At 68.1% G+C, this 13679-nt stretch carries 15 protein-coding genes and 1 tRNA gene; 6 read left to right on the top strand and 10 right to left on the bottom strand.

The window, feature by feature from the left end; translation table 11 throughout:
* Positions 1-102: 102 nt before the first annotated feature.
* The 7 genes from HHL27_RS12345 to HHL27_RS12315 form a co-directional block, all read right to left on the bottom strand.
* Positions 103-1023, bottom strand: coding sequence for a bifunctional riboflavin kinase/FAD synthetase (locus HHL27_RS12345; protein ID WP_169493738.1), 921 nt, complete (start codon positions 1021-1023; stop codon positions 103-105).
* Positions 1020-2210: a dipeptidase gene (locus HHL27_RS12340; RefSeq protein ID WP_206069580.1), complete on the bottom strand. Its 1191-nt coding sequence runs from the start codon at positions 2208-2210 to the stop codon at positions 1020-1022. The genes HHL27_RS12345 and HHL27_RS12340 overlap by 4 nt, the downstream gene beginning before the upstream one ends.
* A 6-nt stretch (positions 2211-2216) precedes the next feature.
* Positions 2217-2705 (bottom strand): dihydrofolate reductase, encoded by a 489-nt coding sequence (locus HHL27_RS12335; RefSeq protein WP_169493737.1) that lies wholly within the window; start codon positions 2703-2705, stop codon positions 2217-2219.
* Positions 2702-3760: a 5-(carboxyamino)imidazole ribonucleotide synthase gene (locus tag HHL27_RS12330; protein WP_169493736.1), complete on the bottom strand. Its 1059-nt coding sequence runs from the start codon at positions 3758-3760 to the stop codon at positions 2702-2704. Before HHL27_RS12330 ends, HHL27_RS12335 begins: the two co-directional genes overlap by 4 nt.
* On the bottom strand, positions 3760-4245 hold the full coding sequence (gene purE / locus HHL27_RS12325) for a 5-(carboxyamino)imidazole ribonucleotide mutase (protein ID WP_169493735.1): 486 nt from the start codon (positions 4243-4245) through the stop codon (positions 3760-3762). Before purE ends, HHL27_RS12330 begins: the two co-directional genes overlap by 1 nt.
* A 30-nt stretch (positions 4246-4275) precedes the next feature.
* Complete coding sequence (gene gpmA / locus HHL27_RS12320) at positions 4276-4962, bottom strand: 2,3-diphosphoglycerate-dependent phosphoglycerate mutase (protein ID WP_169493734.1); 687 nt, start codon at positions 4960-4962, stop codon at positions 4276-4278.
* A gap of 70 nt (positions 4963-5032) precedes the next feature.
* A complete protein-coding gene (locus HHL27_RS12315; protein ID WP_169493733.1) occupies positions 5033-5188 on the bottom strand; it encodes a hypothetical protein in 156 nt (51 codons plus the stop codon).
* Positions 5189-5311: 123 nt separating this feature from the next.
* Between HHL27_RS12315 and HHL27_RS12310 the strand changes: the two genes are divergently transcribed.
* A tRNA-Thr gene (locus HHL27_RS12310) sits at positions 5312-5386 on the top strand.
* A 123-nt stretch (positions 5387-5509) separates the two neighbouring features.
* Positions 5510-6469: a PAS domain-containing protein gene (locus HHL27_RS12305; protein WP_169493732.1), complete on the top strand. Its 960-nt coding sequence runs from the start codon at positions 5510-5512 to the stop codon at positions 6467-6469.
* Between the two features lie 9 nt (positions 6470-6478).
* Here HHL27_RS12305 and HHL27_RS12300 read toward each other — a convergent pair whose 3' ends face one another.
* Positions 6479-6769, bottom strand: a complete 291-nt coding sequence (locus HHL27_RS12300) for a GNAT family N-acetyltransferase (RefSeq protein ID WP_169493731.1) — start codon at positions 6767-6769, stop codon at positions 6479-6481.
* Between the two features lie 89 nt (positions 6770-6858).
* On the opposite strand from HHL27_RS12300, the gene HHL27_RS12295 reads away from it, so the two are divergent.
* Positions 6859-7875 carry a threonine aldolase family protein gene (locus HHL27_RS12295; RefSeq protein ID WP_169493730.1) on the top strand — a complete coding sequence of 339 codons (1017 nt, stop codon included), beginning with the start codon at positions 6859-6861 and terminating at the stop codon, positions 7873-7875.
* Positions 7876-7885: 10 nt separating this feature from the next.
* Entirely contained in the window at positions 7886-8797 is a 912-nt protein-coding gene (locus HHL27_RS12290) for a DMT family transporter (protein ID WP_169493729.1), read from the top strand.
* Here HHL27_RS12290 and HHL27_RS12285 read toward each other — a convergent pair.
* Positions 8707-9555, bottom strand: a complete 849-nt coding sequence (locus tag HHL27_RS12285; RefSeq protein WP_169493728.1) for a Rossmann-fold NAD(P)-binding domain-containing protein — start codon at positions 9553-9555, stop codon at positions 8707-8709. The two genes, HHL27_RS12290 and HHL27_RS12285, sit on opposite strands and share 91 nt — an antisense overlap.
* A 56-nt stretch (positions 9556-9611) precedes the next feature.
* Between HHL27_RS12285 and pepN the strand changes: the two genes are divergently transcribed.
* Together pepN and pgeF are read left to right on the top strand one after the other, a co-directional pair.
* Complete coding sequence (gene pepN / locus HHL27_RS12280; protein WP_169493727.1) at positions 9612-12233, top strand: aminopeptidase N; 2622 nt, start codon at positions 9612-9614, stop codon at positions 12231-12233.
* Positions 12230-12994, top strand: a complete 765-nt coding sequence (pgeF, locus tag HHL27_RS12275; RefSeq protein WP_169493726.1) for a peptidoglycan editing factor PgeF — start codon at positions 12230-12232, stop codon at positions 12992-12994. Before pepN ends, pgeF begins: the two co-directional genes overlap by 4 nt.
* On the opposite strand, the gene HHL27_RS12270 is transcribed toward pgeF, so the two are convergent.
* On the bottom strand, positions 12991-13605 hold the full coding sequence (locus tag HHL27_RS12270; RefSeq protein WP_338114894.1) for an HAD family hydrolase: 615 nt from the start codon (positions 13603-13605) through the stop codon (positions 12991-12993). The two genes, pgeF and HHL27_RS12270, sit on opposite strands and share 4 nt — an antisense overlap.
* Positions 13606-13679: the final 74 nt, after the last annotated feature.

Raw genomic sequence — 13679 nt, 5'->3', positions numbered from 1 at the left:
ACCGCCGGGCCTTAGCGTCCCGACCGCCTTCGCGCAATTTGGTTCGGATCGCGCCTGGACGTAAGAAAGTGTGAGTGTTTCTCCAGGGCGGGGGAGCAAGGCCTAGCCTAGCAGCCGGCGCGCCTCGTCGCAGTCCTTGCCGATCTGTTCGATCAGCGCGTCCAGGCTGTCGTACTTCGCTTCGCCACGCAGGAAGTGGTGGAACGCGACTTCGATCTGCTGGCCGTATAGATCGCCGGAAAAGTCGAAGAAGTGCGGCTCGAGCAGCTCCTTGGGCGGGTCGAACGTGGGGCGGATGCCCATGTTCGCGGCGCCCTTCAGCTCGCGCCCGTCGGGCAGGCGGCCGGTCACCGCATAGATGCCGTAGGCCGGGCGCAGGTAGTTGCTCATGTCGAGGTTGGCGGTCGGGAAGTTCAGCTGCCGCCCCACCTTGTCGCCATGCTGGACGATGCCGCGCACCGTGAACGGGCGGGTCAGCAGGCGCGCCGCGGTGGCGCAATCGCCATGCTGCAGGGCCTCGCGGATGCGGCTCGACGAAACGACCTCGCCGCCTTCCAGCACCGGGCCGACCGCGCGGGTGCGCACGCCGCAGGTGGCGCCGATCTCGGCCAGCACGCGCACGTTGCCGCCGCGTCCCTTGCCGAAAGTGAAGTCTTCGCCCGTGACCACGCCCGCCGCGCCGAATCGCTCGGCCAACAGCCTGCACACGAAATCCTGCGCGCTGGTGCCGGCGAGTTCGCCGTCGAAGGCGAAGACCAGCATCGCGGCGGCGCCCGCGGCGGTGAACAGGTCCTCGCGCTGATCGAGCGTGGTCAGGCGGAAGGGCGGGGTATCGGGCTTGAAGTGGCGCACCGGATGCGGATCGAACGTGGCGACGATCGCCGGGCGGCCCTCGCTGCGGGCCCAGGCCACGGCTTCGCCCACCACGGCCTGGTGGCCAAGGTGGAAACCGTCGAAGTTGCCCAGCGCGATGATCGCGCCGCGCAGGGAATCTGGAACCGGGTTGCGCGCGTCGAGCCTCATGGCGCGCTCCCATGCAACGGCATCATGCCCTGACGCAAGACGCGCAGGGCATTGCCGCCCATCAGGGCGCGAATATCATCGTCCGAAAAGCCCTGCTCAACCAGCGCCTGCGTCACCTGCTCCAGCTGCGACGTATCGAACCGGGTGGTGGTGGCGCCGTCGAAATCGCTGCCCAGCGCGACGTGGTCGATACCCACCAGATCGCGCACGTGGCGCATCGCCCGGGCGATCGCGCGCGGCGATGTGCTGCACACCGCCGCATCCCAGTATCCAATGCCGATCAGCCCGCCGGTGCGCGCAACGCCGCGGATTTCATCGTCGGTCAGGTTGCGGTTGACGTTGCAGGTGGCCTGCACGCCGCCATGGCTCGACACCACCGGGCGGCGGGCCATCGCCAGCACATCGGCCACCCCGGCATGGCTGAGGTGGGCGATGTCGACGATCATGCCCTTGTCTTCCATCGCCCGCACGATCTGCCGCCCGAACGGGGTGAGCCCGCCCTTTTTCAGGCCGTGCATCGATCCGGCCAGCTCATCGTCGAAAAAGTGCGTCAGGCTGGCCATGCGGAAGCCCGCGGCATAAAGCCGGTCGAGGTTTTCCGCCTTGCCTTCCAGATCGTGCAGCCCTTCGATCGACAGCAGCGCGCCGACCGGCACCTTCTTGCCCTGCCGCGCGGAGATCAGCGCGTCGAGACTGGCGGGGTCGGTCACCTTGCGCAGCGCGCCGCCCGACTGCGCAGCCTGTTCGTCAAGCTTGGTCGCGTGCCACAGCGATCGTTCGGTGAGCGAGGTCCAGGTGCGCGGCGGCTGGGCCTGCGCGATAACCAGCGCGGTGATGTTGTCGCTGTCCGCGCCGTTGGCGTCGTAGTTCTGGCCCCTGGGCGTCTTGGTCACGCTCGAGAACACCTGCAGCGCGACGTTGCCCGCCTCCAACCGGGGCAGGTCGACGTGGCCCTGCTCGGCCTTGTCGTCGATGTTGCGCTGCCACATCAGCGTATCGGCGTGCAGGTCGACAATCTGCAGCGAAGCGTGGAGCGCGCGGGCATGGGCGGATACGGGCAGCAGCGGCTTGCCATCGATCCGGTTCATGCTGCGCTCGACGATGCCGGGCAGCAGGCCGAACACCACCGCGGCCACCAGCAGGACAAGGAAGATCAGGCCCCAGCCGACGCGCCGCACGATGGTCATTCCGGTTCAGCCCCTCTCCAGCGTGACGAAATCGTACGCGGGCCGTCCATCCGTCGCGGGATGGGCCTCGCGCGCCGTTTCGCGCCATTGTGCGCCGGGATAGGGCATCGTCGTGTCACCGGCAAACGCGGCGTGGATTTCGGTCAGCTCGATGCGGGTGACGATGGGCTCGAACAGCGCGAACACTTCCGCGCCGCCGATCACCGCGACATCGCCATCGCCCGCCAGTGCCAGCGCGCCTGCGACATCGTGCGCCACCTCTGCGCCGGGCGCGGCCCACGCGCTGTCGCGCGTCAGCACGATGTGGCGGCGGCCGGGCAGCAGGCCTGGAAGCGAATCGAACGTCTTGCGCCCCATGATCATCGGCAGGCCCATGGTCAGCGCCTTGAACCGCTTGAGATCATTGGGAATCTGCCACGCGAGCCGGCCCTGGTCGCCAATGGTTCCATCGCGCGCACGCGCGAAGATGGAAAAGATCGACCGGCCTTGCGTCACAGCACCAGCCGCGTCACGTGCCCCATCTTGCGGCCCGGCCGCACCGCCGCCTTGCCGTAAAGGTGGAGGTGGTTGGCGGGGTCGGACAGGAGCGCCGGCCAATCGTGCGCGTCGTCGCCGATCAGGTTGTCCATCACCGCGCCTTGCGCTGCGAGCGCGGTCGACCCCAGCGGAAGGCCGCAGATCGCGCGGACGTGGTTTTCGAACTGGCTGGTGAGCGCACCCTCGATCGTCCAGTGGCCCGAGTTGTGCACGCGCGGCGCCATTTCGTTGAACACCGGCCCCGCCGCGGTGGCGAAGAATTCGAGCGTCAGCACGCCCACGTAATGCAGCGCATCGGCCACCTGCCGCGCCAGCGCGCGCGCCTCTTCCACCTGCGAGAGGATCACCGGCGATGCAGGCACGGTCGAGCGGTCGAGGATGCCGTCCTTGTGCACGTTCTGCGCCGAATCCCAGAACCGCACGTCGCCATCGGCCCCACGCACGAGGATCACCGAAAACTCGGCCTCGAACGTCACGAACCCTTCGTAGATCAGCGGCTTGGTGGGAAGGTCAAGCGCTTGCGCATCGGCCGTGGACATGATCCGCCACTGCCCCTTGCCGTCGTAGCCATCACGCCGGGTCTTGAGGATGCCGGGCGTGCCGATGCGGGCGACGGCATCGAGCAGGTCAGCCTTGCTGTGGACCTTGGCCCACGGGGCGGGGCGGCCGCCCAGCGCTTCGACGAAGGTCTTTTCGTTGACGCGATCCTGCGCCACTTCGAGCGCGCGCGCCGGCGGATGTAGCGGCGCATGCGCCGTCACCGCTTCGAGCGGGGCGGCAGCGACGTTCTCGAATTCGTAGGTCACGACCGCGCAGGTTTCCGCAAAAGCGGCGAGCTTTTCGGTGTCGTCGTAGTGGCCCTGCGTGAACGCGGCGCAGACATCCGCCGCGATCGAATCCGCTTCGGGCGCGTAGACGTGGCAGCGATAGCCGAGGTTCGCCGCGGCAAGCGCGATCATCCGGCCAAGCTGGCCGCCGCCGAGGATGCCGATCGTCTCGCCGGGGGGGATCATCAGACCGGCTTCTCCGCCACCGAATCGGTCTGCGCGGTGCGGAACGCGATCAGCCGCTGCGCCAGATCTGCGTCCGAAGTCGCGAGGATCGAGGCGGCGAGGATGCCGGCGTTGGTCGCCCCCGGAACGCCGATGGCGAGCGTCGCGACGGGGATGCCCCCGGGCATCTGGACGATCGAGAGCAGCGAATCCATGCCCTTCAGTGCCTTCGATTCGACCGGCACGCCCAGCACGGGAAGGTGCGTCATCGACGCGACCATGCCGGGCAGGTGCGCGGCGCCGCCGGCCCCGGCGATGATCACCCGGAACCCTTCAAGGTGCGCGCCCTTGGCGAAGGCGACGAGCCGGTCAGGCGTGCGGTGCGCCGAAACGATGCGGCAATCGTGCGCGACGCCGAGCTTGTCGAGCACGGCGGCGGCGTTCTTCATCGTCTCCCAGTCGGACTGGCTGCCCATGACGATGGCGACTTCAGGCCGATCGCTCATGTCCCTCTTCCCCCCTTGGCGGCCCGACGCTCAGCGCTCGGACAGGTAGTAGCGTTCGACTTCGGCGAGGGCGTCGTCGAGTTCGTAGACGATCGGCTGGCCGGTCGGGATCTCGAGGCCGGTGATGTCCTCGTCCGAAATGCCCGACAGGTGCTTGACCAGCGCGCGCAAGGAATTGCCGTGGGCCGAGACGATCACCGTCTCACCCGCTTTCAATGCGGGCGCTATCTTTTCGTCCCAGCACGGCAGCACGCGGGCGATGGTGTCCTTCAGGCTTTCGGTCGCGGGCACGGGAATGCCGGCGTAGCGCGGGTCGCCCGACAGGTCGAATTCGCTGCCCTTGTCGAGCGGCGGCGGCGGCGTGTCGAAGCTGCGACGCCAGACCTTGACCTGCTCGTCACCGTGCTTGGCGGCGGTCTCCGCCTTGTCGAGCCCGGTCAGCCCGCCATAGTGGCGTTCGTTGAGGCGCCAGTCCTTGTCCTCGGGGATCCACAGGCGACCGGCAGCTTCGAGCGCGAAGTGCAGCGTCTTGATCGCGCGGGTCTGCAGCGAGGTGAACGCAACCGTCGGCAGCACGCCCTTGTCCTTGAGCAGCGCGCCCGCGGCGAGGGCTTCGGTCGCGCCCTTCTCGGTCACGTCCACGTCCCACCAGCCGGTGAAGCGGTTTTCGAGGTTCCATTGCGACTGGCCGTGGCGGATCAAAATCAGGCGGGGCATCTTCGCTCCTGGGAAGGACGGACGGATTTGGGCATGCCCCTAACCGCAGGGCATCGCTTTGGGAAGGGATTCAGCCCTCTTGCCGAGGGGCGGATGCCGAATCGGCCTTGCCGTCCAGCGCGCGGGCCTGTGCCTTGCGGCGGCGAAGGTTGTCGCGCAGACGTGCGGCGAGCCGTTCTTCGCGCGTTAGCCTGGAAGGGTCGGCTGGAGGGTTCGCGTCGTTCATCGCGCCTGCTTTGCCGTGCCGGCCGATTTGCTGCAAGGCCGCGCTTGACAAAGCAGCCCCTCGCCGCCAAAGCGCGCCCCTGCCCGCCGCCGGACCACCGGCGCGGTCATACGGAAATGGTGTGCTGCTGTAGCTCAGTGGTAGAGCGCATCCTTGGTAAGGCTGAGGTCGGGAGTTCAATCCTCCCCAGCAGCACCATTTCCCTCTTGCGGGCTCCGAACTGCCCCTTTTCCTAACCTTGGATATATTTCGCGCCGGTCGCTGCGGTTTTATCTGCGGCAGTCTGAAACCGTTTGTCCGCTGCTGGATTGGCACTCCGGAATGCTCACGAAGGCCTCGCTCAGTCCCGAAAGCCTTGCCGCAGTCATGGAGCAGAGCTCCGACTGCGTGAAGTTGCTCGACCAGGACGGGCGGCTGCTATGGATGAATCCCAATGGCCAGTGCGCGATGGAGGTCGAGGACTTCTCGCTGATTGAAGGCCGCGCATGGGAAACGCTCTGGCCCACCGAGGCCGCAGGCACGATCCGCGATTCCTACGCAGAGGCCCAGTCGGGCGGTGCGGCGCGGTTCCAGGCGTTCTGCCCGACCGCGCGCGGTGCCCCGCGCTGGTGGGACGTCAGCGTTTCGATGGTGCGCGATGCCGGCGGCGCGCCGGTCGGCTACCTTTCGGTTTCGCGCGACATTACGCAGAGCGAAAGCGACCGCGAGGCGCTGCGCATCCTCAACGCGGAAATGCGCCATCGGCTCAAGAACAGCTACGCGATGGTGTGCAGCCTGCTGCAGGGCATGGCGCGCGGGGATGCCCACCTGGGCGCTTTCGCCAGCGACATGCAGCAGCGCATCACCGCGCTGTCCACCGCGCAGTCGCTGTTCGACGGCCCCGAAGGCGGCGGCGATATCGCCGGCCTGCTCGATGCGCTGGTGCGGCCGTTCGTCGGAATCTGCGATATCCACATACAGGCCCCGGCCGAGCTCGAGGCGGATCGCCGCGTGATCGATGCGATCGCGCTGGTGATCGGCGAGCTGGTGGTCAATTCGACCAAGCACGGCGCCATCGGCCACGGCGGATCGCTGTCGATCGCGGCGAGCGCCGAACAGGCGGGCGGGCCGATCGCGATCACCTGGCAGGAACGATCGAAGCGACAGGTAGAGGCGACGTCGCGCGCCGGCGGTCAGGGCCTTGGCCTGATCGACCGCATCGTGAAGGCGCGCAAGGGCACGCTAGCGATCGACTGGCACGAGAACGGACTCGACGCCCGTCTGGTGCTCAATCCGAAGTAGAGCGCCGGGTCAGGCGCGCAGGTCGGCCCAGTCGGGATGCCGCTCGAACGCGGCGGCGACGTAGCTGCACTGTGGTTCGATCTTCCAGCCGAACTTGCGCGCATCGGCGACAAGCGCCTCGACCAGCTTGCCAGCCACGCCGCGCCCGCCGATCGATGGAGGGACCAGCGTATGGTCGGCGACGAGCACGTCGCCCTGGCGCAGGTAGGTGAGGCGCCCGATGTCCTCGGCCCCTTCGACGCGCGCATGGTATTCGCCGCGGGCCCCCTGATCGAGATGGGTGATTGTGACGTCTGTCATGGCCTGCGCTCCTTGCCTGCGACCCTTGTTGGTCATGCGATTATCGTGCGTGCTTGACCGGCAACGCCGTGCATCCCAAGCGGTATCCCATGAAATTCTTCTCCGACAACGCCGCCGCCGTCCATCCCCGCGTGTGGAAGGCGCTGCACGATGCCGATCAGGCCGATGCCGCCTATGACAACGACGCGCTCAGCCAGAAGCTGGACGAGGCGTTCGAGGCGCTGTTCGGCACTGAATGCACCGCGTTGTGGGTGGCGACCGGCACGGCCGCCAATTGCCTGGCGCTTGCCGCGATGGTCCCGCCGCACGGGGGCGTCGTATGCCATCGCGAGGCGCACATCGAAGTGGACGAAGGCGGGGCGCCGGGCTTCTTCACCCACGGTGCCAAGCTGCTGCTGGCCGAGGGTGAGGGCGCGAAGCTGACGCCCGATGCCGTGCGCGCGGTGATCGATCCGATCCGCAACGACGTCCACCAGGTGCAGCCACACGCGATCTCGATCACGCAGGCGAGCGAATATGGCCGCGCCTATGCCCCGCGCGAAGTTGCGGCGTTGGGCAGCCTTGCCGCGGAGCGTGGCCTCGGTCTGCACATGGACGGGGCGCGTTTCGCCAATGCAGTGGCGCACCTTGGCTGCCGTCCGGCCGAAGTTACCTGCGAGGCGGGTGTTTCGGCGCTGTCGTTCGGCTTCGTCAAGAACGGGGGCATGAACGCCGAAGCGCTGGTGTTCTTCGAACCCGGCCTTGCCGACGTGGTGCGCTATCGCCGCAAGCGCGCCGGGCATCTGCAATCGAAGGGGCGCTATCTGGCGGCGCAGGTTCTCGCGATGCTCGAAGGCGATCTGTGGCTCGACAACGCGCGGTCGGCCAATGCCGCGGCGCAGGAGATCGCGGGCGCAGCCGGTGCGCGGCTGATCCAGCCGGTGGAGGCGAACGAGGTGTTCGTGGTGCTCTCGCCCGCCGAACAGGACGCGCTGCGCGCGCAGGGCTTCGATTTCTATGACTGGCCGGCGCCCGCCGGCGCCCCGGGCGCGGCCCGGCTGGTGACGGCGTGGAACAGCGATGCCGGCCACGTCGCGGCGCTGGCACGCGCGATCGCCGCGCTGTGAGCGATCCTTCATGACCGCGCCGGGCGAGCACGGCTGGACGCCGCGCGCGATCGGCGGCTTTGCCCTGATCACGCTTGTTTGGGGGTCGACCTGGCTGGTGATCAAGGACCAGGTGGGCAGCGTGCCGCCAAGCTGGTCGGTGGTCTGGCGCTTCATGCTCGCCTGTGCCGGCATGTTCGTGCTGGCACTGGTTCGGGGCGATTCGCTGCGGCTGGGGCGCGCGGGGCAGCGGCTGGCGCTGGTGGTCGGCGTGCTGCAGTTCTGCCTGAACTTCCAGTTCGTCTACCGCGCCGAGCAGTTCCTCACCTCGGGCATCGTCGCGGTGCTGTTCGCGCTGCTGATGGTGCCCAACGCGCTTTTGGCGCGCAGCTTCCTTGGGCAGGCGATCACGCGCGGCTTCCTCGTCGGCTCGGCCATCGCGCTGTCGGGCATCGCCCTGCTGCTGCTCCACGAATATCGCCTCGCCCCGCCGGGCGCGCAGGTGCCGCTCGGCGTTGCCTTCACGATCATCGGGCTGATGAGCGCATCGGGGGCGAACGTGCTGCAGGCGGGGCGCGAGGCGCATCGGCATTCGCCGGTGGCGCTGCTTGCCTGGGCCATGCTGTGGGGCGTGCTTGCCGACCTTGCCGTGGCGCTGCTGCTCTACGGTCCGCCGCAGTTCGAACCGCGCGCGGGCTATTTGGGTGGCATCGCCTACCTCGCGTTGATGGGTTCGGTGCTGACCTTCCCGATCTATGCCCGCCTGCTGCGCGATCTGGGGCCAGGCCGCGCCGCCTATTCCAGCGTGATCATCCCGGTGGTGGCGATGCTGCTGTCGACGCTGTTCGAAGGCTACGAATGGTCCGTGCTGGCAGCGGCGGGTTCGGTGCTGGTGGGGGCGGGGCTGGTCGTGGCGCTGAGGGCGCGCAGGCCCGCGCAGTAGTCGGGATAGGCGGGCGCCCAGCCGAGCAGCCGCTTCGCCTTGCCGTTCGCGACGCGGCGGTTTTCGGCGTAGAAGGCCAGCGCCATGGGTGAAAGCTGCGCTTCCTCCAGCGTCTGCATGGGCGGAGGCGTCTGCCCGAGGATGCGCGCGGCTTCCTCGATCACCGCGTTCTGGCTGGACGGCGCATCGTCGGCAAGATTGTAGACGCCCGGCGGACCTGAAAGCGCGGCGACCACGCCCGAAACGATGTCGTCCACATGGACGCGGCTGAACACCTGATCGGGCAGGGCGATACGATGGGCGCGGCCTTCTGCCACGCGATCCAGCGCGCTGCGACCCGGGCCATAGATGCCGGGCAGGCGGAACACGCGCACACGCTCGCCCAGCTCCTGCCAAGCGCGATCGGCCTCTGCTCGCGCCGAGCGACGGCCCCCGCCGATGGGCGTTGCCTCGTCCACCCAGGCGCCACCCGCATCGCCATAGACTCCGGTAGACGAAAGGTAGCCGATCCACCTGCCCGGCCAGTCGCGCAACGCCGAGCCATAGCCTTCGAGCACGGGATCGGCGCCGGCGCGGTCGGGCGGAACCGAGGACAGCACGTGGCTCGCCTTTGCGAGCGCGGCCAGCACCGCATCGCGGTCTGCAAAGGCCAGATCGCCGCCGCGTCCCGTGCCGCGCACCATCCAGCCAAGGTCGCGCAGGCGGCGTGCCAGCCGGCCTGCGGTGTAGCCCATCCCGAAAATCAGCATGTTTTGCATGCGATGGACCTTATCCCGAATTGCCCCTGCGGCAACCGCTCCCTAAGTCAGGGGCGATGAACGATCTTTCGAACACGCCCCTCGCCCCCGCTCCGGCGCCCGTGATCAACCGCGCGGACTATCGCCCGCCCGCCTGGCTGGTGCCCGAGATCGCGCTCGATTTCGCCCTTTCGCTCGATGCGACGCGGGTGAAGAGCACGCTGAAGGTGGAGCGCAACGCGGCGGCGGACGGCAGCGCGACGCTTCGGCTCAATGGTGATGGGCTGGTCGCGCAGGAAGTGCTGGTCGATGGGCAGGCGCACAATGACTGGCGCATGGAGGGCGGCGACCTGCTGATCGACCTGCCTGGCGATGCGCACGAAATCTCTGTCGAAACGGTGATCAACCCTGCGGCCAATACGCAGCTTTCGGGGCTCTATGCCTCGAACGGCATGCTCTGCACCCAGTGCGAGGCGGAAGGTTTCCGCCGCATCGCCTTCTTCCCCGATCGGCCCGACGTGCTCTCGGTCTATTCGGTGCGCATGGCGGGCGACAAGTCGGCCTTCCCGGTGCTGCTGTCGAACGGCAACCCGGTGGCCGCAGGCGAGGCTGCGGACGGCACCCACTTGGCCGAATGGCACGATCCCTGGCCCAAGCCTTCGTACCTGTTCGCGCTGGTGGCGGGTGACCTGGTGGCGACGCGCGACCAGTTCGTCACGCGTTCGGGCCGCACGGTGGATCTCGCCATCTACGTCCGCGCCGGCGACGAGGCGCGCACCGGCCATGCGATGCGCAGCCTGATCGCCTCGATGAAGTGGGACGAGGAGGTCTATGGCCGCGAATACGATCTCGACCTGTTCAACATCGTCGCCGTGGCGGATTTCAACGCCGGCGCGATGGAGAACAAGGGGCTGAACATTTTCAACACCCGCTACATCCTTGCCGATCCGGAAACCGCGACCGACGCGGACTACGACGCGATCGAGGGCGTGGTCGCGCACGAATACTTCCACAACTGGTCGGGCAACCGCGTCACCTGCCGCGACTGGTTCCAGCTGAGCCTGAAGGAAGGTTTCACCGTGCTGCGCGACCAGCAGTTCAGCGCAGACATGGGCAGCGCCCCGGTCAAGCGGATCGAGGATGTGCGCATCCTGCGCGCGGCGCAGTTCCCCGAGGATTCGGGACCGCTCGCGCACCCGATCCGGCCCGATTCCTATCAGGAAATCAGCAACTTCTATACCGCGACGGTCTACAACAAGGGCGCCGAGGTCATCCGCATGATGACCGTGCTGGCAGGGCTCGACCGCTTCCGGAAGGGAACCGACCTCTATTTCGAGCGCCACGACGGCGAAGCGGCGACGTGCGAGGATTTCGTCAAGGCGATCGAGGACGGGGCGGGGCTGGACCTTGCGCAGTTCCGCCGCTGGTATGCGCAGGCGGGCACGCCGCGTGTCGACGTCTCGCTGGTCCACGAAGGCGAGACCGCCACGCTGACCCTGCGCCAGACGGTGCCGCCGACCCCCGGCCAGCCCGAGAAGCTGCCGATGGTGATCCCGCTGCGCACAGCGCTGTTCGATCGCGCCACCGGAAAGCATCGCGGCGAGGAGCTGCTCGTGCTGACCGAGGCGGAGCAAAGCTGGGCGTTCGACGGCTTTGCGCAGGCACCGGTGCTGTCGATCAACCGCGGCTTTTCGGCGCCGGTGGCGATCCGCTCGCCCTCCTCGAACGAGGATCTGGTGTTCCTCGCCGAGCATGACGACGATCCCTTCGCGCGCTACGAAGCGATGCAGCAGCTGGTCGTCCAGCATCTCGTTGCGGCGGTCGAGGGGCAGCTGTCCGATGCCGAGCGCGACGCGGGCCGCCGGGCGATCGGCGATGCCATCGCTGCCGTCCTGGCCGACCCCGCGCTCGACGACCTGATGCGTGGCGAACTGCTGATCCTGCCGGGCGAATCCTACCTCGCCGAGCAGATCCCGGCGGTCGACCCGAGCCGCGTCCACGACGAGCGCGAGGCGTTGAAGGGCTGGCTCGGCACGACACTCGGCGCGGCCTGGCGCGATCTGCACGATCGCTGTTCGGCGGTGCCCTACAGCCTTTCGGCGGAGGCGCGCGGCGCCCGCAAGCTCAAGACGCTGGCGCTGGTCTTCCTTGCCGCCGCCGATGCCGGCGAAGCCGCGCGGCGCGCCAAGGCGCAGTACGATGCGGCCGACAACATGACCGACCGACAGGGCGCGCTGATGGTGCTGTGCGGGCTCGAAACGCCCGAGCGGGCCACTGCGCTGGCCGATTTCCACGATCGCTTCGCCGGCAACATGCTGGTGATCGACAAGTGGTTCTCGCTTCAGGCGGGATCGCTGCATCCGCACGCCATCGACCACGTGAAGGCGCTGGCCGAACATGCGGACTTCACGCTGACCAACCCTAACCGGGTGCGTGCGCTGTACATCACCTTCGCCGCCAACGCGGGCGCGTTCCATGCCGCGGATGGCGAAGGCTACAAGCTACTGGCGGACCTTATCCTCCAGCTCGATCCGATAAACGGCAATGTCGCGGCGCGCTGCGTTCCGCCGCTCGGCCGCTGGCGCAAAGTGGAGCCGGGCCGTGCCAAGCTGATGCGCGAACAGCTGGAACGCATCGCGGCGGTGCCCGATCTTTCGCGTGATGTGCGCGAACAGGTGACGCGGAGCCTGGAAGGGTGAACCAACCGGTCGAGGTGCTGACGCATGCCGCGCTCGCCGGAGCGGCGCACGGCTTCCTCGGCCGCAAGGGCGGTGTCAGCGAAGGCGTGGTTGGAGGGCTCAATGTCAGCTTTTCCGAGGACGATCCCGCGCACACCGCCGAAAACCGTCGCCGGGTGGTTGCGGCCGTGGCGCCGAACGCGCGGCTTGTGTGCTGCTACCAGGTGCATTCGGCCGACGCGGTGACGGTGGCCGAGCCGTGGGGTGACGATGCGCGGCCCCATGCCGATGCGCTGGTGACCGACCGGCCGGGCGTGCTGCTCGGCATCCTGACGGCAGATTGCGCGCCGGTGCTGTTCCACGATCCGCGCGCGGGCGTGGTCGGCGCGGCGCATGCCGGGTGGAAAGGCGCGATCGGCGGCGTTACCGACGCCACCGTTGCGGCGATGGAAGCGCTCGGCGCGCGCCGGGAAGACATCGCCGCCGTGGTCGGCCCCTGTATCGCGCAGCGCAGCTATGAAGTCGACGACGGCTTCGAGCGGCGCTTTCTGGAAGCGGATGCCGCCAACCAGCGCTTCTTTCGCGCCGGGCGGCCGGACCATGCCTGGTTCGATCTCGAAGGCTATGTCGCCGAACGCCTGCGCGCAGGTGGCGTCGGCAGCGTCGGCATGCTGGGCGAGGATACTTACGCGCAAGACGACCGGTTCTATTCGTTCCGCCGCGCGACGCATCGCGGCGAAGCGAGCTACGGGCGGCAGATTTCGGTGATCGGCCTGCGTTAGGCGATCAGGCCGCGCCGCACCAAGTCCGCCTCCAGCGCGGCGGCATCCCCGGTGAAGTGATGAACCTGCCAGCCGAGCGCGGCGGCAGCGGCGATGTTGGCGGCATTGTCGTCGATGAACAGCATCGCCTGCGGTGCATAGCCGAAGCGGGCCGCGGCCAGATCGAAGATCGCGGTGTCCGGCTTCACCAGCCTTTCGGTGCCCGACACGACGATGTCGCTGAAGTGGTCGAGGATCGGGAACGTCGGGCGGAACAGCGCGAAGGCATCGGCACCGAAATTGGTTATCGAGAACTGCGGGACGCGTGCGGCGGTCAGCCGTTCGACGAGCGGGTGCGTGCCGTCGATCGGGCCGGGCACCGCATCGAGCCAGTGGGTGGCGTAGCGTTCGATCAGCGCCGCGTGCTCGGGAAACTCGGCCGTGCGCTGCGCCACCATCTCGGGCCAGGGCACGCCCGCATCATGCTGGCCGTGCCATTCCTCGCTCACCACGGTGGCGACGAAGGCCGCGCGCTCTACCGGATCGGGGATGACGTCGCGATAGATGCGGGACAGGTCCCACTGCACCAGCACCCGGCCGATGTCCCAGACCACCGCATCAACATCAGCCACCGGCAAACTCTCCAGCAAAAGCGGACGCACAAACGAAAGCGCCCCCGCCGATGGCGAGGGCTTCGTGCCTCATG

Origin of the sequence: Novosphingobium olei, from assembly GCF_012927405.1 — a bacterium.
In the GTDB taxonomy this organism is placed as follows: Bacteria; Pseudomonadota; Alphaproteobacteria; order Sphingomonadales; family Sphingomonadaceae; genus Novosphingobium; species Novosphingobium olei.
This window is presented reverse-complemented; position numbering and strand designations above follow the sequence as displayed.

Coding starts and splice junctions, on each gene's coding strand:
- HHL27_RS12345 (WP_169493738.1), bottom strand. CDS start 1,023: ATGAGGCTCGACGCGCGCAACCCGGTTCCAGATTCCCTGCGCGGCGCG.
- HHL27_RS12340 (WP_206069580.1), bottom strand. CDS start 2,210: ATGACCATCGTGCGGCGCGTCGGCTGGGGCCTGATCTTCCTTGTCCTG.
- HHL27_RS12330 (WP_169493736.1), bottom strand. CDS start 3,760: ATGATCCCCCCCGGCGAGACGATCGGCATCCTCGGCGGCGGCCAGCTT.
- purE (WP_169493735.1), bottom strand. CDS start 4,245: ATGAGCGATCGGCCTGAAGTCGCCATCGTCATGGGCAGCCAGTCCGAC.
- gpmA (WP_169493734.1), bottom strand. CDS start 4,962: ATGCCCCGCCTGATTTTGATCCGCCACGGCCAGTCGCAATGGAACCTC.
- HHL27_RS12315 (WP_169493733.1), bottom strand. CDS start 5,188: ATGAACGACGCGAACCCTCCAGCCGACCCTTCCAGGCTAACGCGCGAA.
- HHL27_RS12305 (WP_169493732.1), top strand. CDS start 5,510: ATGCTCACGAAGGCCTCGCTCAGTCCCGAAAGCCTTGCCGCAGTCATG.
- HHL27_RS12300 (WP_169493731.1), bottom strand. CDS start 6,769: ATGACAGACGTCACAATCACCCATCTCGATCAGGGGGCCCGCGGCGAA.
- HHL27_RS12295 (WP_169493730.1), top strand. CDS start 6,859: ATGAAATTCTTCTCCGACAACGCCGCCGCCGTCCATCCCCGCGTGTGG.
- HHL27_RS12290 (WP_169493729.1), top strand. CDS start 7,886: ATGACCGCGCCGGGCGAGCACGGCTGGACGCCGCGCGCGATCGGCGGC.
- HHL27_RS12285 (WP_169493728.1), bottom strand. CDS start 9,555: ATGCAAAACATGCTGATTTTCGGGATGGGCTACACCGCAGGCCGGCTG.
- pepN (WP_169493727.1), top strand. CDS start 9,612: ATGAACGATCTTTCGAACACGCCCCTCGCCCCCGCTCCGGCGCCCGTG.